The sequence below is a fragment of the Streptomyces sp. NPDC001922 genome, from assembly GCF_042891165.1.
Taxonomy (GTDB): domain Bacteria; phylum Actinomycetota; class Actinomycetes; order Streptomycetales; family Streptomycetaceae; genus Streptomyces.
In genome coordinates, this window is the sequence record NZ_JBIASV010000013.1 from 78560 (window position 1) to 97602 (window position 19043).

Genomic DNA, 19043 nt, shown 5'->3' on the forward strand with positions numbered 1-19043 from the left:
CGTCCGGCGGCATCCCCGCGTCCGGCGGTCACGGCACCGTCAGCAGCACCGGCACCGGTGCGCCGGCGGGCCGGGGCCCGGGCAGGGCCGGGTGATGTCCGCCACCCGGCGGCCGGAGGAAAGCCCGGCAGGGTCCCGCCGGGCGCGGACCCCGGCGCGCGCTGCCGGGGTCCGCGCCCGTCAGGTGTGCCGCGCCGCGTTGGCGAGAATCGCGTCCCGCAGATAGCCCGCGAGACCCGGCTTGATGCCGTCGAGCGACTCGGTGAACCGCTGGTCGGCGACGTACATCTCACCGAGGCACGTGTGGAATGCGTGGTCGCACGCGTAGAAGTTCCGGCCGATCTGCTGCCGGTGCTCCTCCGCGAGGTCCATCGCCGCCTCGGAGTCCGGCGCCGTGCCCGCTTCGATGAGGGCGACGAACGCGGCGGTGTTCTCCTCTCCCTCGGCCTTGATCCGCAGCCAGTCCTCCTTGGTGTAGGAGGCGGCCCGGCGCTGCGACTCCCGGTAGGCGTCGGTGTCGCCCCAGCGCCGCTGGACCTCGTCCGCGTACTGCTCCGGGTCCTGGTCCCCGAAGACCTCGAACCTCTCCTCGGGGGTGAGAGTGATGCCCATCTTTCCTGCCTCCATGGCGTGTTCGACGGCCGCGGCCATCGCCTGCAGCCGAGCGATCCGGGCGGACAGCAGTCCGTGCTGACGCCGCAGGTGTTCCTGCGGGTCCACCCCCGGGTCGTCGAGCAGGGCCGCGACCTCGTCGAGCGGGAAGCCGAGCTCCCGGTAGAACAGGATCTGCTGCAGCCGGCCGAGGTCGGCGTCGTCGTACCGCCGGTGCCCCGCACGGCTGCGGGCGCTCGGGGAGAGCAGCCCGATCTCGTCGTAGTGGTGCAGGGTGCGCACCGTGACCCCGGCGAAACCGGCGACCTGTCCCACGGAATAGCTCATGCCGTCCGCTCCCTTCTCTGTGCGCTCCACAGCCTGCTGCCTCACGTCGCGTGAGGTGCAAGCCCCGAGTTTCGTTCCGATCCGTACCGATATGCACGGCTATGGTGTGCCCGTGGTACCGGAAGCCGCCGCCCAGCGCAGTCCCGTCGGCCCACGAGCCCTGCTGCCGCTGACCCTTCCGGCACTCGTGGTCGGGGTGGCCGCCGCCCTGGTGCTGCTGGGCATCAGCGAACTCGCCGAAGTCCTGGAGGATCTGCTCTGGACGACCCTGCCCGAGGCGCTGGGCGTCGGGCGCTGGTCGACGGGGTGGATGGTCGCGGTCCTCACCGCCACCGGGCTGGCCGTGGGCCTGGTGGTGTGGAAGGTGCCGGGGCACGCGGGGCACGACCCGGCCACCACCGGACTCGTCGACCCCCCGATCCCGCCGCGGGTGGTCCCCGGACTGCTGCTCGCCTCCGTTCTGGCGCTGGCGGGCGGAGTCAGCCTCGGACCGGAGAACCCGATCACCGCGGCCAACATCGCGCTGGCGTTCTGGCTCGGGACCAAGGCGTTCCCGCACTCCCCCGCCGACCTGTGGGTGGCGCTGGCCGCCGCCGGGACGGTCGGCGCGCTCTTCGGCACGCCGGTCGCGGCGGCGCTGATCGTCACCGAGAGCCTCGTCGGCCGCCCGGCCCCCGGACCGCCGGGACAGGGGCCGGGAGACGGCCCCGGAGTCTCGCTCTGGGACCAGCTGTTCGCGCCGCTGGTCGCCGGCGGGGCGGGTGCCATCACGACCGCGCTGGTCGCCGACCCGGCCTTCCAGTTGAACCTCCCGGACTACTCGGACACCGAGTACAGCGATCTGCTGGGCGCCATGGTGATCGCCTCCGCCGGAGCGGTCCTCGCCATGGCGGCCGTGTACGCGTTCCCCTGGGTGCACCGGGCCTTCCGGCGGCTGCGGCATCCGGTGGCGATGACGGCGTCGGGCGGGGTGGTGCTGGGGCTGCTCGGTGCCCTGGGCGGACATCTCACGCTGTTCAAGGGGCTGGAGCAGGTCAAGGAGCTGACGGCCGATCCGGACGGCTGGTCGGCGGGGGGATTCGCCCTGATGGCGGTGGTCAAGGTCGCCGCGCTCACCGTCGCCGCCGCCAGTGGCTTCCGCGGCGGACGGATCTTTCCCTCGGTGTTCGCCGGGGTCTCGCTGGGGCTGTGCGCCCATGCCGTCGTCCCGCAGGTGCACCTCGCCCTCGCGGTGGTCTGCGGCGTGCTGGGGATTCTCATGGCGATCACCCGGCAGGGCTGGCTGAGCCTCTTCACGGCTGCCGTCCTCGCGTCGGACATCGCCGTTCTGCCGGTGCTCTGCCTGGCCTCGCTGCCCGCGTGGCTGATCGTCTCCGGCCGCCCGCTGATGCAGCTGCACGACGACGGCACCCCGGTGCGCTGACGGGACACCGGTGCGCTGAGGAGCTCCCGGTGCGCTGACGGCACCCGGTGCGCCGACGGGACCGGCCGTGCGCATCCGGACCGGCCGGGCGGGCGGCGCGGCCCCGTCGGCCATAAGGTCGCGACAGATGGAGGCACCGCGAAAGGGCACCTTCGCCATGTCGCTGCACAACGGTCCCGACCCCGCGGAGAGCGAGCGGGGCGCGCTGTCGGTCAACCCCTTCTTCGGGCCCGCCGATCCGGCCGGCGGAATGGTCGCGGCGCCCCCGCGCCACCGGCTGCCGGACGGTCCGATGTCCGCCGACATCGCCTACCAGCTCGTCCACGACGAGCTGATGCTCGACGGCAACGCACGGCTCAACCTGGCCACCTTCGTGACCACGTGGATGGACCACCAGGCCGGGCTGCTGATGTCCAAGTGCCGCGACAAGAACATGATCGACAAGGACGAGTACCCCCGCACCGCCGAGCTGGAGCGGCGCTGCGTCGCCATGCTCGCCGACCTCTGGCACGCCCCCGACCCGAGCACCACCATCGGCTGCTCCACCACCGGGTCGAGCGAGGCGTGCATGCTCGCCGGGATGGCCCTCAAACGCCGCTGGGCACGGCGCAACGCCGACCGCTATCCGGGCCGCGCCCGGCCCAACCTGGTGATGGGCATCAACGTCCAGGTGTGCTGGGACAAGTTCTGCAACTTCTGGGAGGTCGAGCCGCGGCAGGTCCCCATGGAGGGCGACCGCTTCCACATCGACCCGCAGGCAGCGGCGGACCTCTGCGACGAGAACACCATCGGCGTCGTGGCCGTCCTCGGCTCGACCTTCGACGGGTCCTACGAGCCCGTGGCGGAATTGTGCGCGGCGCTCGACGCGCTCCGGGAACGCACCGGGCTGGACGTGCCCGTCCATGTGGACGGGGCCTCGGGCGGGATGATCGCCCCCTTCCTCGACCCGGAGCTGGTCTGGGACTTCCGGCAGCCCCGCGTCTGCTCCATCAACACCTCGGGCCACAAGTACGGACTGGTCTACCCGGGCGTCGGCTGGGCGCTCTGGCGGACGGCCGACACCCTGCCGGAGGAGCTGATCTTCCGGGTGAACTACCTGGGCGGCGACATGCCCACCTTCGCGCTCAACTTCTCCCGGCCGGGGGCGCAGGTCGCCGCGCAGTACTACACCTTCATGCGGCTGGGCCGCGAGGGCTTCCGGGTGGTGCAGCAGACGTCGCGGGACGTCGCCCGGTCGCTGTCCGAACGGATCGAGGCCATCGGCGACTTCCAGCTGCTGACCCGCGGCGACGAACTCCCGGTCTTCGCCTTCACCACGGCCGCGGACAACCGGCACTTCGACGTCTTCGACGTGTCCCGGCGGATGCGGGAGGCAGGCTGGCTGGTGCCCGCCTACACCTTCCCGCCCCACCGGGAGGATCTGTCCGTGCTCCGGGTGGTGTGCCGCAACGGCTTCACCGCGGACCTCGCCGACCTCTTCCTGGAGGACCTCCTCCGGATCCTCCCCGACCTGCGGAAACAGTCGGAGCCGAGCAAGCGGCCCCCGTCCGTCGCCACGGCGTTCCACCATTAGCGGGCTTCCGGGGCCGGAGTCCCGGGCGTCCTCGGACCTCTAAGCCCCCGCAGGAGGCCCCGAAGCCCCCGCATGCCTCAGAACGGGAACCCGCTCCGGCCGTGCTGGATGGAGATCCACTTCTGGGTGGTGAACGCCTCCACCATCGACTCGCCGTTCAGCCGTCCGAGGCCGGACTGCTTCTCGCCGCCGAACGCCACGATCGGCTCGTCGTGGACCGTGCTGTCATTGATGTGGATCATGCCGGTCTCGATCCGCTGGGCGAGCCGCACCCCCCGCTCCACATCGCCCGTGTGCACGGCCCCGCTCAGCCCGTACGGGGTGTCGTTGGCGATCCGTACCGCCTCGTCCTCCCCGTCGAACGGCACCACGAGGGCCACCGGGCCGAAGATCTCCTGGCTGAGCACGGGCGCGTCGGCCGCCAGCCCGGTCAGCACGGACGGCGCCACCAGGTTGCCCTCCGTGGTGCCGCGCACCAGGGCGGTGGCCCCGGCCTCCACCGTCTGCTCGACCAGCGTCGATATCGCCTCGGCCTGCGAGGAGTTGATCAGCGGGCCGATGTGGGTCTCCGGGTCTGCCGGGTCGCCGACCTTCAGGGTCCGCACCTTGGCGACGAACTTCTCGGTGAACTCCCGCTCCACGCGGCGGTCCACCAGCACCCGGTTGGCCGCCATGCACACCTGTCCCTGGTGCACGAACCGGCTGAACACCGCGGCGTCCACCGCGTAGTCCAGGTCGGCGTCGTCCAGCACGATCAGCGCGCTGTTCCCGCCCAGCTCCAGCACGGCGTGCTTGAAGTTGGCGGCGCAGACCGACGCGACGTGCCGGCCCACCTTGTCCGAGCCGGTGAAGGAGATGACCTTCGGCACGGGGTGTTCGATGAGCGCGTCGCCTATCTCCGCTATGTCGGTGATGACGACGTTCAGCACGCCGGCCGGCAGGCCCGCCTCCTCGAAGACCTTGGCCACCAGCCCGCCGCCGACGACCGGGGTGTTCTGGTGCGGCTTGAGGACCACCGCGTTGCCGAGCGCCAGCGCGGGCGCCACGGACTTGACGGACAGCAGGAAGGGGAAGTTGAACGGGCTGATGACCCCGACCACGCCGACCGGGAGCCGGTAGACCCGGTTCTCCTTGCCGTCGACCGGGGACGGGAGGATCCGGCCCTCGGGGCGCAGGGCCAGCTGGATCGCCTCCCGGAGGAACTCCTGGGCGAGGTGCAGCTCGAAGGCCGCCTTCAGCCGGGTGCCGCCCAGCTCCGCGATGATCGCCTCGGTGATCTCCTGCTCGCGGTCCTGGATGATCCGCAGCGCACGCTCGAAGACGAGCCGGCGCGCATAGGGGTTGGTGGCGGCCCAGTCGCGCTGTGCGCGCTCCGCCGCCCGATAGGCCTGGTCGACCTCGTCCACCGTGGCCACGGTGACGGAGGCCAGTTTCTCCCCGTCGTACGGATTGAAGTCGATGATGTCCCAGGAGCCGCTGCCGGACTTCCACTCGCCGTCTATGTACTGGTGGGCCAACTCTGTGAAGTAGGACATGCCATCCCTGTCTGGAGGCGGGGCGCTGGTCGGACGCCCCGGGCGTACGCACTCTCCTGATGGCTTGTCATCGTACTGACGAGTCACACGCGATGGACCATGGCCGACAACACGTCCCGGCTCTCCGCCGGGCTCAGGGCGTCCTCGTGCAGCCGCTCCATCGCCCGCTCGTACTGGGCGACTTCGTCCCGCTTGTCGAGGTAGAGCGCGCTGGTGAGCTGCTCCAGGTAGACGACGTCGGGGAGGTCGGACTCGGGAAAGCGGAGCAGGGTGAACGCCCCGCTCTCGGCCGCGTGCCCGCCGAAGGCGAACGGCATGACCTGCAGCCTCACGTTCGGCCGCTCGGAGATCTCGGCGAGGTGCCGCAGCTGGCCGCGCATGACCGCGCTGCCGCCGTAGGGGCGGTGCAGGGCGGCCTCGTCGAGCACCACGTGGAACTCCGGACCGCGCTCGGAGACCAGCAGCTTCTGCCGCTCCAGGCGCAGCGCGACCCGCCGTTCGACCTCGCTGCGGGTCGCCTCCGGCTGGCCGCGGGTCACGACCGCGTGGACGTACTCCTCGGTCTGCAGCAGCCCGTGCACGAACTGCACCTCGTAGCTGCGGATGCTCGACGCCGCACCCTCCAGGCCGACGTAGGTCTGGAACCAGCCCGGCAGCACGTCGCCGTAACTGTGCCACCAGCCCGCCACGTTGGCCTCGCGGGCCAGTCCGAGGAGCGCCTCGCGCTCCGCGCCGTCGACGACCCCGTAGAGGGTGAGCAGATCCTCGACGTCCCGTGCCTTGAAGCTCACCCGGCCCAACTCCATGCGGCTGATCTTCGATTCGGACGCGCGGATCGAGTACCCGGCGGCCTCCCGTGTGACGCCGCGGGATTCCCGGAGCCTCCTGAGCTGGGACCCGAGCAGGATGCGGCGCACCATGGAGCCGCTCGATCCGCCTGCCCCGCCTGCTCCTCCGCCAGCCACTGCTGGGAGGTGCCCCCTATCCGGCTGCACTGTGCCCATGTCCCGACTGCCTGTCTCCGTTGGTGATGCACTGCGACCGTCAACGGGCGCAGTCTGCCACCTCCGGGCTCCGTTGCGTATGCATCCGGTTACACAGACGGGAAGTTGCCCGCAGAGGCTCTGGATCCAGCCGTGGGGAGGAATGCGGAAAAAACCGCCTCTGTCCCCCCAACTTCTCTACGTGCACGTGCATTTGCCCTTGCATCTGCCGTGTGCTTTGGGAACCATGGTGCAGGAGCACCAGCACGCCGCCTTGACCGATTCCTATAGGGCCAGGAGTGCCTCGCATGGGGACCCAAGGATCGACCATGTTCGCGCCGTTACGGCAGGGCCTCCCTCCCATCGACCCCGTGTCCGTGTCGAGTTCGGTGTCCTGCGCACTGACCGGCGCCTACGAATCGGTCAGCGGGGCCCGGCGGTTCACCGAGGCCGCGCTCGGCCGGTGGGAGCTGAGCGACTGCTTCGACGACGTGGCGCTCGTGGTGTCGGAACTGGTCACCAACGCCCTCCGGCACGCCCTCCCGGGCAGTGGTCCGGCGGCGCCCGAACCCGCCGTCCGGCTGCATCTGATGCGCTGGACGTCCCGCCTGGTCTGCGCCGTGCGGGACCCGAGCGAGACGAGCCCGGTCGCCGGCGAGATCTCCGCCGACGATCCGGACTGCTCCGCGGAGTCGGGGCGCGGGCTGTACCTCGTCGAGGCGTTCAGTGACAGCTGGGGCTGGCACCCGCTCGCGGGCACCCTGCACGGCAAGGTGGTCTGGGCGATGTTCCACCTCCCGGCGACGGCCCGGCGGAACGCCCTGGCCGTCTGAACGCCACATTCCGTGCGAGGTCTACGCGGGTCACTCCGCGGCGAGGTGGTCGAACTCCCCGTCCTTGACCCCGCGCAGCAGCGCGTCCACCTCGGCGGGGGTGTAGATGAGCGCGGGCCCGTCGGGGAAACGCGAATTGCGCACCGCCACCCCGCCGTCCGGCAGTTTGGCCATCTCCACGCAGGCGCCCTGGGAGTTGCTGTGCCGGCTCTTCAGCCAGACGACTCCGTGCAGGTCCTTTGCCGCCATACCGTTGTACGGGTGGTGCACAGGACGCTCCCGGGACGCAGAGGCAATTTCCCCGGATCATAACCTGGTTCATGTGCCCCTGCATGAGCATATGCACGTGCACAAGGGGTTGTCGGAGACGCTGCACAGGGTGCGTCCGGCGGCTATTTCCCGGTGGAGTACGGCAGCAGCGCCATCTCGCGGGCGTTCTTGACGGCACGGGCGAGCTGCCGTTGCTGCTGCGCCGTGACACGGGTCACCCGGCGGCTGCGGATCTTCCCCCGGTCGGAGATGAACTTCCGCAGCAGATCGGTGTCCTTGTAGTCGATGTACGTGATGCCGGCCGCGTCCAGGGGGTTCGGACGGGGCTTCGCATTCCTGCGGGATTCGGGACGGCGGGCTTCGGGACGGCGGGACATCGGATACGGGCCTTTCCTCAGGTGGGGGACGGTTGCTTTCCGGGGTGCGGACCTCCCCGCGGGAGGGCGGTGTTCCGCGGCGGAGGGTGTTCCCCGGAACCGGCACGGCGGGTCAGGAAACGGGGTCGAGCAACGAGTCGAATGCCGGCGGGAGCTGCTTCCACGCCTCCTGCCCCGCCGCGTATTCGGCGTCGGTGAGCAGGCAGGACTCCAGGAGTTCGAGCAGTCCGTCGCGGTCGAGTCCGGGCGAGGTGAAGACGAGGTGCTGGGCGCGGTCCCCGTGGTCGGGGTCCCAGTCCAGCGCCGCCGCCGCCCGCCGCACGGGCGGCACCATCTCCCAGGCGGCGTCGGGGAGCGAGGCCAGCCAGGGGCCGGTGTCCTCGACGCAGAGCGCGCCGCCCGCGGCGTCCCAGGAGAGCAGGGTGTCGGGCCGGTCGGCGAGCCAGAACCGGCCCCGGCTGCGGGCCGCCGCGCAGGTCAGGTCCTCCAGCGCGGCGTAGAGCCGCTCCGGGTGGAAGGGCCGGGTGCGGTGCCACACCGCGGTGGTGACGCCGTGCTCGTCGGCCTCCTGGGGCAGCAGCGCACAGGCCGGGTACTGACGGGCGGCCGCCGCCTCCACGTCGAAGCCCGCGAACGCGACGTCTGCCAGCTCCGCGGAGTCCACCGGCACCCGACGGGCGGTGGGGTGGAGCTGGGCCAGCAGCGAGAGGTCCGCCGGATCCGTCCCCTCCGCGGCTCCGTCCGGACCGTCGCCGGCGGGTGCGACGACGAGCACCGGCGGATATTCGAGCTGCCGGGCCCAGGTGTCGGCCACCGTGCGCCGGTCGCTCGCCGCCGCCGCGAGCCCCACCTCGGCGAGGTCGTCGCCGCAGCTCAGATACGGCACGAGCAGCGCCGGGTCCACCACCGTGATCACCTGGGTGAGCCGCAGCGCCTCGCCGCTGTGCGCGGCGACCACTTCGGCCATGGCCTTGGGCTCGACGGAGTCCCACAGCTCGACGACCGCCAGCCGGCACAGCCCACTGTCGGAGAGCCGCTCCAGCTCGGGGACCAGATCCTCCCTCAGGGCGCAGCAGGCGCAGTCGTTGACCAGCGGGGCCTCGCCGGTGCCGAGCACCCCGCCGCTGTCCCGGACCGTGCGCCGGACGGTGCCGGCCCCGGCGGTCGCGAGGTCGTGGTGGAGCGCCACGCTGCCGGGCACCGCGTGCAGCAGCCGGTCCACGGCGGCCTTGCGGGCCTCCGTGTGGAGTCCGCCGACCAGCACCACCGGCAGCCGCCCGTCGCGGGCCGCCATCAGCGGTCCCCGCGCTTGCCGTAGCGGCGCTCGAACCGCTCGACGCGGCCGGCGGTGTCCAGGACGCGCACCTTGCCCGTGTAGAAGGGGTGGCTCGCCGAGGAGATCTCGACGTCGATCACCGGGTAGGTGTTGCCGTCCTCCCACTCGACGGTCTTGTCGCTGGTCGCCGTCGACCGGGTGAGGAAGGCGAAGTCCGCCGCGCTGTCACGGAAGACGACGGGGTGGTACGGGGGGTGTATGCCGGGCTTCATCTCGCTCCTCCTCAGCGCTCTTCGCGGTAGGTGACGTGCCGGCCGGCGACCGGGTCGTACTTGCGCAGCTCCAGCCGGTCGGGGTTGTTGCGGCGGTTCTTGCGGGTCACATAGGTGTGCCCGGTGCCGGCGGTGGACCGGAGTTTGATCACCGGGCGTAGTTCGTTGCGGGCCATGGGGTCTACTATACAGAAATGGTTTCCATTTTCATTAGGAGGTTCTGAGCTGTGTCCGCCCACTGCCAGCTGACCGGCCGCAAGCCGGGCTTCGGCAACCACGTCTCCCACTCCCACCGCCGCACCCGGCGGCGGTTCGACCCGAACATCCAGCGCAAGCGCTACTGGCTGCCCAGCGAGGGCCGGCACGTCCGGCTCACCCTGAGCGCCAAGGGCATCAAGGCGGTGGACACCCTCGGCATCGAGAAGGCCGTGGCCCGCATCCGGGCCCGTGGGGAGCGGATCTGAATGGCGAAGCAGAGCAAGATCGCGAAGAACGAGAAGCGCCGGGCGGTCGTCGCCCGGTACGCCGCCCGGCGGGCGCTGCTGAAGGCGGTCATCCGCAACCCGGAGACCCCGGAGCAGGAACGCTTCGCCGCCCAGCGCGAGCTGCGCCGCCAGCCGCGCGACGCCAGCGCCACCCGGGTCCGCAACCGCGACTCCGTCGACGGACGGCCCCGCGGCCACCTGCGGGCCTTCGGCCTCTCCCGGGTGCGGATGCGTGAACAGGCGCACGCCGGCTTCCTGCCGGGAGTCCGCAAGGCCAGCTGGTAGCCGGACGGCGGACCGCGGGGGCACCGGGGGCCGGTGCGCCGCGGTCCGTCCGTTCCGGGCGGTTCGCCGCCGTTCCGGCGGTTCGCCGATCATGGCCGGAGTGTGCGGACGCCCCCGGTGGCCGGGCGGGGCCGGGCCGTACGATCGGTCCCTGTGACGCGCTCCGGAGTTCCCGTTCGGGCCTACGCCGCCCGCCCCTGCACCGTCGTCGTCTGCCGGGGGTGCTGCTGCGGCAACGAGCGCAAGCACCCCACGGCCGACCACCGGTGGCAACTGGCGCGCCTGGAGGCGGCGGCCGCGGAGTCCGGCGGCCGGCTGTCGGTGCGCACCACGGACTGCCTGGGGCCCTGCGCCCAGGCGAACATCGTGGTCGTGCAGCCGTCCGCCGAGGGGCGGCGCAAGGGCGGCCGGGCCACCTGGATCGGCTTCGCCATGGACGACGACTGCACCGACGACATCCTCTCCTGGGTCGCCGCGGGCGGGCCCGGGGAGGCGGAGCCGCCGGCCACGCTCACGCTGCAGTTCGTCCCGCCGCCGAAGCCGGTACGGAGCTGAGGGCGGGACGGAGTTGAGGGCGGGGCGGAGTTGAGGGCGGCCGGCTGTGGACGGTACGGGGGCGAGGCCCGGCCTGAGGTGAGGACGGGAGCCGGCGCGGGCCTGAGATGGCGGGGAACCCCGGGGTGGGCCGCGGGCGTTGCCTAGCGACGTCCCGTCAGCGCCCGCCGAGGGAGGCCCGGTCCGCCGCCGCGGTGCCCTCGTGCCAGCCCTGCACGTCCCGGGCTCCCCGGACGGAGTGGCGGGTGGTGACCGGGAACATCTGCTCGGCCGCCCCCGCGACCGCGACGTCCCGGGCGGCGAGCACCGGGAGCAGCCGCTCACCGAGTTCGGTGGCGGACTCGGCCACGGTGCGTTCGGTCGCGGCGCTGAGCCGCTGGCGTATCCGGTTCGCGTAGCCGAGCAGGAACGACTGCCGGAAGGTCTTGGTCCGTTTCCGTCCGGCGGTGCGCTGGCCCGCCTCGGCCCGGGTCATGGCCGCCGTGGCCTGCACGAGCAGCGAGGTGTACAGCAGCTCGACGGATTCCAGGTCGGTCGCGAAGCCGACCACCGTCGAGAATCCCAGGTCCTCGTTCCACACCGCACGGCAGCGGTTGGCCTCGGCGACGGCGTCCAGCAGCATCGCCCCGGTCGACTCGTAGGGCCGGTCGACACCGATCCGGACGGCTTCGGGGGCGCCCTCCGGGCCGGCCCCGGCACCCGCCGCGAGCAGCGCCTCGTCGATGCTGTGCCGCGCCATCAGCTGCTGGGCCTTGCCGGTGAGCGCCTCCGCCTCCTCCGGGTAGTCGGTGGCCTCCGCCTTGGCCAGCAGCGCCCGGATCCGGCCCAGCATCTTCGGCTCGCCGGCGGTGCCGGACGGTGCGGCGGACGCGGGTGCGGTCGCGGTGGCCCGGCGGCCGGAGGTGCCGGGCACCGGGCCGACCGGTTCGATCGCCGGCAGCCCGAAGAGCAGCCGCAGCACGTCCAGCAGTGCCTCGGCCAGCGGGAAACGGTCCATGGCCTCCCGGCCGCCGAGCTCCGTCAGGAAGCGGTCGTCGGCGGTCCACCACGCCTCGGCGCCGAGCTCCCGCAGCTGTCCTTCCCAGCGGGGGTCCAGTGCGCCGGGGGCGTAGCGCCGTGCCTCGGCCGCGATCAGGTCGACGGCGAGCCGCGTCGGCCGGGCGTCGTCGGGGGCCGTGCGCCGGGCCATGCGCACCACGTCCGCCGGCTGCCAGCCCCGCTCCCAGGCCTGCCGCACGAGCTGCTCCGCGCGGCGCAGCAGGACCCGGCCGACCGCCGGCCACTGTCCGGCGTCCGCGGCGAGCAGCGAGGCCCCGGCCTCCACCGCGTCGTCGGCGTCCGGTGCGGACGCGTAGAGCACCCGCCCGAGGACGTCCTCGACGATCCGGTCCGGTCCCTGTGTGTCCTGCCGCTCTCTGCCCACCCGGCACAGGCTAAGGGCTGTCGCGCCATCCCCGGCGAGGGGCCGCTGTTCCCCGGCGAGGAGCCGCTGATCCCTGGCGAGAGGCGGCTGATCCCGGCGAGAGGCCACTGATCCTGGCGAGGGAACGCTTGAACCCGCCTCTCCCGGGCCGGTGCGGACGGGCGTCGCCCCGTCGGCCCGTCGCCCCGTCGGCCGGGGCCGGGGTCCCGTCAGCAGCCCCCGACCCCGGTCAGCCGCCCGCCGCCGCTCCGGCTGCCGTCAGCCGCCCGCCGCCGCCCGCGTCCCCGAATCCTCCAGCACCCGGGCCGTCGGGCCGCTCTCGATCACCCGGCCGTCGTGCAGCACCAGCACCGTGCCGGTCCGCTCCGCCACCAGGCGCAGGTCGTGGCTGACCAGTACCAGGGCCAGCCCCTGGGCGCGCAGCCCGACCAGGAGGTCCATCACCGCGTCCGCGGTGTCCCGGTCGAGCGCCGAGGTCACCTCGTCGCAGACCAGGACGTCCGGCTCGGCGGCCAGCGCGCGGGCGATCGACACCCGCTGGCGCTGCCCGCCGGAGAGCTCGTGCGGCAGCCGGCGGGCGTGCTCGGGCCCGAGGCCGACCCGTTCCAGCAGCTCGGCGACCCGGCCCGGGACGGCCCGGCGCTCGCAGCGCCGGTGCAGCCGCAGCGGGCGGGCCAGGGCGGACGACACCGTGACCGCGGGGTTGAGCGCGCCCATCGGGTCCTGGGGCACGAGCTGGATGCGGCGGCGCTGTTCCCGGGTGCGGGCGCGGGCGCCCGCGGGCAGCTCGTCGCCGTCCAGCAGGACGGAGCCGCCGGACGCCCGCTGGAGCCCGACGAGCGTGCGCAGCAGGGTCGTCTTGCCCGCACCGGAGGCACCGACCACGCCCACGGACGCGCCGGGCGGCACCTCCAGGTCCACCCCGTGCAGCACCGGGGTCCGGCGGGCGCCCAGATGCGCCGTCAGGCCGCGGGCGGACAGGCCGCGACGCGTCGGCTCCGGGCCTGCGGACGCCGCGGACGACGCGGACTCGGCGGATGGGGCTTGGGAGGACGGGACGTGAGAGGACGAGGCCTCAAGGGACGGTGCGTCGGTGGAGGAGGCCGGGGAGGCTTCGGGGGCGGCTGCGGAGGACGGGACCGCCGAGGGCACCACACCCCCCGGCCCCCCGGCGGAGGCTGTCGCGGTGCGGGGCAGCGCGGTCCGGGCGGGCGGCGGCGCCAGTTCCACCACGTCGTCCGCCAACTGCCCGACCAGCTCCGGGTCGTGGCAGGAGAGCACCACCGCGAGGCGGTGGTCGGCGGCCAGCCGGCGCAGGGTCACGGCGATCTCGTCGCGGAGGGCGGCGTCGAGGCCCGCGGTCGGCTCGTCGAGCAGCAGGACCCGTGGGCGGCGGCCGATCGCGCGGGCCAGGGCCACCCGGCGCTGCTGGCCGCCGGACAGCTCGCGCGGGCGGCGCCGGAGGAGTTGCGGCACGGCCGGCAGCCGCACCTCGTCGAGCAGGGCGAGCAGCGCGGGGCGGGTGGTGTCCCGGGCGGTCTCGGCGAGCAGCCCGCCCACCCGCATCCGGGGGTTGAGCCCCGAGGCCGGGTCCTGCCCCAGGTAGGCGATGTGGTGCCGGCGCAGGTCGCGCAGCCGGTCCGGGGAGCAGTCCAGGACGTCCCGGCCGAGCACCCGCACGGTGCCCGCCGTCCGGGCCGTCCCCGCGGGCAGGGCTCCGGCGACGGCGCGCAGCAGGGTGGTCTTTCCGCAGCCCGAGGGGCCGGTGAGCGCCACCACCCGGCCGGGCGGGGCCTGCAGGGTGCCGTCGGTGAGCAGGACGCCGCCGCTGTCGGCGGTCACGGTCAGCCCGCTGACGTCGACGGCGACGTCCGGAGCGCCGTCCGCCGTCCCCGGTTCCGCGGTCAGGTCCACGGCCTCGCCACGGGTCACAGGACCGGCACCGCCTTCCGTCCGGTCCGCGGCGCCAGGGCGTCGGCGGCGAGGTTGACGCTCATCGCGAGGAGTCCGATGGCGATGCTGGGGGCCACGACGGCCCAGGGGTTGAGCAGGATCCCGGGGGCGTTCTCCCGGATCATCAGGGCCCAGTCGGCGGCCGGGGGCTGCGGGCCGACCTGGAGGAAGCCGGCGGTGGCGACGAGGTAGACGGCGGCGACGAAGCGGAGCCCGAAGAGCACCAGCAGGGTGGCGCGGAGGTTGGGCAGCACATCGCGGATCACCAGGTGCCACAGCCGTTCGCCGCCGGCCACGGCCGCCTCGACGTAGCCGGTGGCGGCGACGGGCGCGGCCGCACCGGCCACGAGCCGCACCGCGTACGGGACGCCGAGCGCCACCGCCGCGGTGATCACCGCGCTGCGTCCGCCGTCCGGCCAGGACAGGGTGATGAGCAGGATGCCGAGGACGGCCGGCAGCAGCATCAGCACGTCGGCGGTGCGCTCGACGGCGCGCCCGAGGGCGGGGCGCAGGGCGCCGGCCGTGCCGAGCAGTGCCGCGAGCCCGGTCACCAGGAGGGCGACGACGAGGGAGGTGCCGATCAGTTCCCGGCCGCCGGCGAGCAGCCGGCTGAGGATGTCCCGGCCGAGCTGGTCGCCGCCGAGGAGCGCCCCGTCGGTGCCGGGCGGCGCGTACGGGGCGGTGACCGGCCGGTCGGTGGCGTGCGGCGCTAGCCACGGGCCCGCGACGGCGACAGCCGTGAGCAGGACGGCGGGGACGGTGCGCAGCACGGTACGGCGGACGGCCCCGCGGCCGGGGCGCGGCACCGGCCCGCCCTCGAACGGCCCGCCCTTGAACGGCCCGTCCGTGAACGCCCCCTCCGCGACCGGCCCTTCCGTGGCTAGCCCATCCGTGGCCGGCCCGTCCACAACCGACCCGTCCGTGACCGGCCCGTCCGCAGCCGCCTCGTCCGGCCCCGGCCCGTCCGGGACCGATGGATCCACGGCCGCCGCCCGGCTCCCGTCCCGGGACTCCCCCGTCATATGCGTCCTCCGGCCGCTCGGGCCCGCACCAGATCGGCGAGCAGCAGTACACAGGTGATCACCGCGCCGGTCACCATCACCACACCGGCGATGACCGGGGTGTCCCGGTCGCCGACGGCGCCGGCCAGGACGGCGCCGATCCCGGGGTAGTTGAAGACCGTCTCCACCACCACGGCGCCGCCGAGCAGCATGCCCGTCGAGGTGGCGAAGCCGGTGGCGATGGCGGGCAGGGCGCCCGGCAGCAGGTGGTGGACGAGGACCCGGCGCGGGGCCAGGCCGTCCAGGACGGCGGTCTCCACGTGCGGGGCCTTCGCCTCGTCGGCGAGGGCGGCGCGGACGATCCGGGTGTTCCAGCCGATCTGCGGCACGGCGAGCGCGAGGACCGGCAGCACCAGCATCGCGGCGGTGGCGGGCGACCCGTCGGCGTCCGCGGTGGTCACGGCCGGCAGCAGTCCCGTCCACAGGGCGAAGACCAGCACCAGGGCGACCGCGACCACGAACTCCGGCAGCGCGAGGATGCCGGTGGCGGTGGCGGAGACCGTGCGGTCCACCGCGCCGCCCGGCCGCAGCGCGGCCCAGCAGCCGAGCCCCACCGACACGGCGACGGTGAGCAGCAGGGCCAGGCCGCCCAGCAGCAGGGTGTTGGGGAACGGCCCGGCGAGCAGGTCGGCGACCCGCTCGCCGCGCGCGGACGTGCCGAGGTCGCCGGTGGGCAGCGCGGTCATCCAGTCGAGGAAGCGCTCGGCGACCGGCCGGTCCAGGCCGAGGAGCGCCCGCCGCCGGGTGGTGTCGGCGGCGGTCTCCCCGCGTTCCGAGGTCGCGTCGGCGGCGTCGCCGGGCAGCAGTTCCACGGCGGCGAAGACCGCGGCGAGCAGCGCGGCGAGCAGCAGGGCCCGCCGCGCCAGGAGTCCGCCGAAGCGCAGCGCGGCGCCCGCGAGGATCCGGCCGGCCGGGCGGGGCGGCAGGGCCGCGCCGCCGGCCGGTGCGTCGGCGCTCAGCGGTCCAGCCATGTCCGCTCGAGCTGGACCCGGCCGTAGCCGGGCAGCTTCGGCAGGTCGCGGACGGCGGGCGCGGCGAGGTCGATGCCGTCGGCCACGCCCCACAGCAGATAGCCGGACCGCTCGTGCTGGATCTCCTGGAGTTCGTGCAGGACCTTCGCCCGGTCGCGTGCGTCGGCGGTGCGCACGGCCTTCTTGTAGGCGGCGTCGAACTCCTTGTCGTCCCAGCCCGCTTCGTTGGTGCCGGCCTCGGAGTACATGGTCTTGCTGGCGAAGAAGACCACCGAGTCGTTGGTGCCCCAGTAGGTCGTGTACAGGTCGCCCTTGAGCCAGGTCTTGTCCCAGAACGCGGCCGACTCCTGCTTCACGACCTTCACCTTCACCCCGGCCTCGCGCACCTGGGAGGCGAAGAGCGTCGCGGTCTCGGCGAGGCCGGGCACGTCCTCGGTGGTGTGCAGGACGTAGGTCTTCCCGAGGTCGAAGTCCGCCTCCTTCAGCAGCTTCTTGGCCTTCGCGAGGTCGCGGGTGCGCTGCGGGAGGTCCTTGGCGTAGGCCGGGTCGCCGGTGCCCATGACGTCGTTGGCCACCCGGCCGTAGCCGCTGAGCACCTGTTTGACCATGGCCTTGCGGTCGACGGCGAGCCGCAGCGCCTCCCGCACCTTCGGGTCGGCGAACGGGCCGTCGGCGGTGCGCATGACGATGGGCATCGCCATGTCGTCGGGGCGGCGCACGACGGTGATGTCCTTGCGGGACTCGGCGGTGCGGGCGGCGACGGCCCCGGCGTTGGAGGCCAGGTCGATCTGGCCGGCGAGCAGGGCGCTCGCCATCGCCTGCGGGCTCTCGAAGATCTTCACCTCGATCGCGTCGAGGTGGACCCGGCCGCCGTACCAGTCGTCGTTGCGGACCAGCCGGGCGCTGCCGCCGCGGAACCAGTCGAGCTTGAACGGTCCGGTGCCGGGCGCCCCGGCCAGCTCCTTCTCCTTCGTCCCCTTCTTGAGGACGAAGGTGGTGAGCCGGGTGAGCTGCGGCAGTTCGGCGTTGGCGTAGTCGGAGACCAGGACGACGGTGTGCTTGCCCTCGGCCCGGATGTTCTCGGCCTTGATGCCGGGGAGCCGGGAGGCGCCGGACGGGGTGCCGCGCAGCCGGCGCAGCGACCAGACGACGTCCTCGGCGGTGACCGGGGTGCCGTCGTGGAACGTGGCGGCCTCGGCGAGGGTGAACCGCCAGGTCCTGAGGTCCTTGTCGGCCTTCCAGCTCTTGGCGAGCCGGTCGACGGTGTTGGTCGTCGCGCCGGGCACGGTGAGGGTGTCGTAGATCAGGCTGATGATGAGGTAGTCGCTCTCGTTGGCCTGAGAGCCGTGCGGGTCACGGGTGATGGCGTTGGCCCGGCCGAGCGCGCCGACCCGGAGGGTGCCGCCGGACTTGGGGGTGCCGGAGCCCTTGCCGGCCGCGCCGGGGGCCGGGTCGCTGCCCTCGCAGGCGCTCAGCAGCGCCGCCGCACCGATGCCGCCGCCGGCCAGAAGCATCTGTCGCCTCGTCAGATCCACGCTGTCCTCGCTCACTGGTCGCGCTGTACATCAGTGCACTGAGGGTTGCCTATCCTAATTTCAGGCAAGCATGCAAGTGATCGTCCAATTTCCTTGTACGGCAGGAAAGTTGATGCGACACTGATCAGCTCAGCTCCGCCGGATATTAGGCAAGCCTTGCCTAACTGGTTCGCACATTGGTACGTTCTGGCGAGCCGTCGACCGCCGATGTTCCCCTCCACCTCGCCGCCTGCACCCCCGCAGGTGGGCTTTGCCATGTCCGCAGCCGCCCAAACTCCCCAACGAACGGACGGATTCGCCATGGACACGGGAGCCGCACCCGTACGTCAGCTGGATGCCGACTCCGCCGCGGAACTCACCCGTACCGCGGAAGCACTGCTCGCGGAGTCCGGCTCCGCGACCTCACCCCGACTCCTCGAACGCCTGCCGGAACGCGCCGCCGGTCTCAGCGAGCGCATCCGTCGGCTCTGCCGCCCCTGCGACACCCCCGACGGGGTCTACGTCCTGCGCGGCCTGACCGTGCAGGACGACACGGTCGGCCCCACCCCCGCCCACTGGTCCACCGCCGGCGACGCCGGAGCGGTCTGGGACGTCACCCTGCTGCTGCTCGCCACCGTGATGGGCCGCCCGATCGCCTGGGAGGGGCAGCAGGACGGCCGGTTCGTCCACAACATCGTGCCCTCGCCCGGGCACGAGGCGGAGCAGACCGGCGCCAGCAGCACCGTGCTGCTCAGCCCGCACACCGAGGACGCCTTCCACCCCGGCCGCGCCCATCTGCTGATGCTCGGCTGCATGCGCAACCACGACAACATCGCCACCACCGCGGCCAGCGTGCGCCGGACCGAACTCCCCGACGGGGACGTCGACCTGCTGGCCCGCCCCGTGCTGCCGATCCTGCCCGACGACTCGTACACGGAGGCGCAGGCCAGCACCGAGGAGCCGCCGGAGGTCCCCACCCTGTACCGCTCCGAGGACGGCCTGACGCTGCGCTTCGACCCCGCCTACACACCCGTCGAGCGCGCGCCGGAGGAGCACCGCGCCGCCTACGCCCGGCTGGAGGAGGAACTGGCCCGGGTCTCGGTGCCGGTGAGCCTGTCGCCCGGCGAGATCCTCGTCGTGGACAACGACGTGGTGGTGCACGGCCGGGTGCCGTTCCGCGCCCGCTACGACGGCACCGACCGCTGGCTCAAGCGGGCCTCGGTCCGCGTGCCCGGCCGCCGTACCCGCCCGGGCGCCGAAGAGCACGAACACGGCTACGGCCAGGCCGCCGTCGTCGCCCCCGTCTGACCGCCGT

20 protein-coding genes are annotated in these 19043 nt (G+C 73.3%); 7 read left to right on the forward strand and 13 right to left on the reverse strand.

What is annotated here, in order from left to right; translation table 11 throughout:
• Positions 1 to 180 precede the first annotated feature (180 nt).
• Positions 181 to 939: a MerR family transcriptional regulator gene (locus tag ACFYYR_RS24055; protein WP_388857154.1), complete on the reverse strand. Its 759-nt coding sequence runs from the start codon at positions 937 to 939 to the stop codon at positions 181 to 183.
• A gap of 91 nt (positions 940 to 1030) precedes the next feature.
• On the opposite strand from ACFYYR_RS24055, the gene ACFYYR_RS24060 reads away from it, so the two are divergent.
• Both ACFYYR_RS24060 and ACFYYR_RS24065 read left to right on the forward strand, forming a co-directional pair.
• Positions 1031 to 2362, forward strand: coding sequence for an ion channel protein (locus tag ACFYYR_RS24060; RefSeq protein WP_388857157.1), 1332 nt, complete (start codon positions 1031 to 1033; stop codon positions 2360 to 2362).
• 157 nt (positions 2363 to 2519) lie between these two features.
• Entirely contained in the window at positions 2520 to 3935 is a 1416-nt protein-coding gene (locus ACFYYR_RS24065) for a glutamate decarboxylase (RefSeq protein WP_388857595.1), read from the forward strand.
• Between the two features lie 77 nt (positions 3936 to 4012).
• Here the strand turns inward: ACFYYR_RS24065 and ACFYYR_RS24070 are convergent, their stop codons facing one another.
• Both ACFYYR_RS24070 and ACFYYR_RS24075 read right to left on the reverse strand, forming a co-directional pair.
• Positions 4013 to 5470, reverse strand: a complete 1458-nt coding sequence (locus ACFYYR_RS24070; protein ID WP_388857160.1) for an aldehyde dehydrogenase family protein — start codon at positions 5468 to 5470, stop codon at positions 4013 to 4015.
• Between the two features lie 83 nt (positions 5471 to 5553).
• On the reverse strand, positions 5554 to 6390 hold the full coding sequence (locus ACFYYR_RS24075; RefSeq protein WP_388857163.1) for a helix-turn-helix domain-containing protein: 837 nt from the start codon (positions 6388 to 6390) through the stop codon (positions 5554 to 5556).
• 371 nt (positions 6391 to 6761) lie between these two features.
• Here ACFYYR_RS24075 and ACFYYR_RS24080 point away from each other — a divergent pair, with 371 nt between their 5' ends.
• Positions 6762 to 7286, forward strand: a complete 525-nt coding sequence (locus ACFYYR_RS24080; protein WP_388857166.1) for an ATP-binding protein — start codon at positions 6762 to 6764, stop codon at positions 7284 to 7286.
• 30 nt (positions 7287 to 7316) lie between these two features.
• Here ACFYYR_RS24080 and ACFYYR_RS24085 read toward each other — a convergent pair whose 3' ends face one another.
• From ACFYYR_RS24085 to rpmG, 5 genes are all read right to left on the reverse strand, one after another.
• Entirely contained in the window at positions 7317 to 7556 is a 240-nt protein-coding gene (locus ACFYYR_RS24085) for a DUF397 domain-containing protein (protein WP_351508823.1), read from the reverse strand.
• A 122-nt stretch (positions 7557 to 7678) separates the two neighbouring features.
• Positions 7679 to 7933 (reverse strand): 30S ribosomal protein S18, encoded by a 255-nt coding sequence (rpsR, locus tag ACFYYR_RS24090; RefSeq protein WP_388857169.1) that lies wholly within the window; start codon positions 7931 to 7933, stop codon positions 7679 to 7681.
• Between the two features lie 112 nt (positions 7934 to 8045).
• Positions 8046 to 9227, reverse strand: coding sequence for a GTP-binding protein (locus ACFYYR_RS24095; RefSeq protein ID WP_388857172.1), 1182 nt, complete (start codon positions 9225 to 9227; stop codon positions 8046 to 8048).
• Positions 9227 to 9481: a type B 50S ribosomal protein L31 gene (locus ACFYYR_RS24100; RefSeq protein WP_388857175.1), complete on the reverse strand. Its 255-nt coding sequence runs from the start codon at positions 9479 to 9481 to the stop codon at positions 9227 to 9229. The genes ACFYYR_RS24095 and ACFYYR_RS24100 overlap by 1 nt, the downstream gene beginning before the upstream one ends.
• Positions 9482 to 9492: 11 nt before the next feature.
• Complete coding sequence (gene rpmG / locus ACFYYR_RS24105; protein ID WP_388857179.1) at positions 9493 to 9657, reverse strand: 50S ribosomal protein L33; 165 nt, start codon at positions 9655 to 9657, stop codon at positions 9493 to 9495.
• Between the two features lie 51 nt (positions 9658 to 9708).
• Here rpmG and rpmB point away from each other — a divergent pair, with 51 nt between their 5' ends.
• The 3 genes from rpmB to ACFYYR_RS24120 all read left to right on the forward strand — a co-directional run bounded on the left by rpmB (position 9709) and on the right by ACFYYR_RS24120 (position 10806).
• Positions 9709 to 9945 (forward strand): 50S ribosomal protein L28, encoded by a 237-nt coding sequence (gene rpmB, locus ACFYYR_RS24110; RefSeq protein ID WP_351508832.1) that lies wholly within the window; start codon positions 9709 to 9711, stop codon positions 9943 to 9945.
• The gene (gene rpsN / locus ACFYYR_RS24115) at positions 9946 to 10251 is read left to right on the forward strand and encodes a 30S ribosomal protein S14 (RefSeq protein WP_351508834.1); all 306 of its coding nucleotides are present in this window, start codon (positions 9946 to 9948) and stop codon (positions 10249 to 10251) included.
• A 153-nt stretch (positions 10252 to 10404) separates the two neighbouring features.
• Positions 10405 to 10806 (forward strand): (2Fe-2S) ferredoxin domain-containing protein, encoded by a 402-nt coding sequence (locus ACFYYR_RS24120; RefSeq protein ID WP_388857184.1) that lies wholly within the window; start codon positions 10405 to 10407, stop codon positions 10804 to 10806.
• 157 nt (positions 10807 to 10963) lie between these two features.
• Here ACFYYR_RS24120 and ACFYYR_RS24125 read toward each other — a convergent pair whose 3' ends face one another.
• From ACFYYR_RS24125 to ACFYYR_RS24145, 5 genes are all read right to left on the reverse strand, one after another.
• Positions 10964 to 12190 (reverse strand): DUF2786 domain-containing protein, encoded by a 1227-nt coding sequence (locus tag ACFYYR_RS24125; RefSeq protein ID WP_388857597.1) that lies wholly within the window; start codon positions 12188 to 12190, stop codon positions 10964 to 10966.
• A 297-nt stretch (positions 12191 to 12487) separates the two neighbouring features.
• Positions 12488 to 14161, reverse strand: a complete 1674-nt coding sequence (locus ACFYYR_RS24130; RefSeq protein ID WP_388857187.1) for an ABC transporter ATP-binding protein — start codon at positions 14159 to 14161, stop codon at positions 12488 to 12490.
• Entirely contained in the window at positions 14158 to 15204 is a 1047-nt protein-coding gene (locus tag ACFYYR_RS24135; RefSeq protein WP_388857189.1) for an ABC transporter permease, read from the reverse strand. Before ACFYYR_RS24135 ends, ACFYYR_RS24130 begins: the two co-directional genes overlap by 4 nt.
• The gene (locus tag ACFYYR_RS24140; RefSeq protein ID WP_388857192.1) at positions 15201 to 16214 is read right to left on the reverse strand and encodes an ABC transporter permease; all 1014 of its coding nucleotides are present in this window, start codon (positions 16212 to 16214) and stop codon (positions 15201 to 15203) included. The genes ACFYYR_RS24135 and ACFYYR_RS24140 overlap by 4 nt, the downstream gene beginning before the upstream one ends.
• Positions 16199 to 17728, reverse strand: a complete 1530-nt coding sequence (locus tag ACFYYR_RS24145) for an ABC transporter substrate-binding protein (RefSeq protein WP_388857600.1) — start codon at positions 17726 to 17728, stop codon at positions 16199 to 16201. The genes ACFYYR_RS24140 and ACFYYR_RS24145 overlap by 16 nt, the downstream gene beginning before the upstream one ends.
• Before the next feature lie 321 nt (positions 17729 to 18049).
• Here ACFYYR_RS24145 and ACFYYR_RS24150 point away from each other — a divergent pair, with 321 nt between their 5' ends.
• Positions 18050 to 19036 (forward strand): TauD/TfdA family dioxygenase, encoded by a 987-nt coding sequence (locus ACFYYR_RS24150; protein ID WP_388857196.1) that lies wholly within the window; start codon positions 18050 to 18052, stop codon positions 19034 to 19036.
• Positions 19037 to 19043 lie beyond the last annotated feature (7 nt).

Bases quoted from the DNA above. Each gene is read 5' to 3' on its own strand.
- rpsR (WP_388857169.1), bottom strand. From the start codon at position 7,933: ATGTCCCGCCGTCCCGAAGCCCGCCGTCCCGAATCCCGCAGGAATGCG.
- rpmG (WP_388857179.1), bottom strand. From the start codon at position 9,657: ATGGCCCGCAACGAACTACGCCCGGTGATCAAACTCCGGTCCACCGCC.
- ACFYYR_RS24150 (WP_388857196.1), top strand. From the start codon at position 18,050: ATGGACACGGGAGCCGCACCCGTACGTCAGCTGGATGCCGACTCCGCC.
- ACFYYR_RS24055 (WP_388857154.1), bottom strand. From the start codon at position 939: ATGAGCTATTCCGTGGGACAGGTCGCCGGTTTCGCCGGGGTCACGGTG.
- ACFYYR_RS24100 (WP_388857175.1), bottom strand. From the start codon at position 9,481: ATGAAGCCCGGCATACACCCCCCGTACCACCCCGTCGTCTTCCGTGAC.
- ACFYYR_RS24145 (WP_388857600.1), bottom strand. From the start codon at position 17,728: ATGCTTCTGGCCGGCGGCGGCATCGGTGCGGCGGCGCTGCTGAGCGCC.
- ACFYYR_RS24140 (WP_388857192.1), bottom strand. From the start codon at position 16,214: ATGGCTGGACCGCTGAGCGCCGACGCACCGGCCGGCGGCGCGGCCCTG.
- ACFYYR_RS24075 (WP_388857163.1), bottom strand. From the start codon at position 6,390: ATGGTGCGCCGCATCCTGCTCGGGTCCCAGCTCAGGAGGCTCCGGGAA.
- ACFYYR_RS24135 (WP_388857189.1), bottom strand. From the start codon at position 15,204: ATGACGGGGGAGTCCCGGGACGGGAGCCGGGCGGCGGCCGTGGATCCA.
- rpsN (WP_351508834.1), top strand. From the start codon at position 9,946: ATGGCGAAGCAGAGCAAGATCGCGAAGAACGAGAAGCGCCGGGCGGTC.
- ACFYYR_RS24065 (WP_388857595.1), top strand. From the start codon at position 2,520: ATGTCGCTGCACAACGGTCCCGACCCCGCGGAGAGCGAGCGGGGCGCG.
- ACFYYR_RS24060 (WP_388857157.1), top strand. From the start codon at position 1,031: ATGCACGGCTATGGTGTGCCCGTGGTACCGGAAGCCGCCGCCCAGCGC.
- ACFYYR_RS24070 (WP_388857160.1), bottom strand. From the start codon at position 5,470: ATGTCCTACTTCACAGAGTTGGCCCACCAGTACATAGACGGCGAGTGG.
- ACFYYR_RS24080 (WP_388857166.1), top strand. From the start codon at position 6,762: ATGGGGACCCAAGGATCGACCATGTTCGCGCCGTTACGGCAGGGCCTC.
- ACFYYR_RS24095 (WP_388857172.1), bottom strand. From the start codon at position 9,227: ATGGCGGCCCGCGACGGGCGGCTGCCGGTGGTGCTGGTCGGCGGACTC.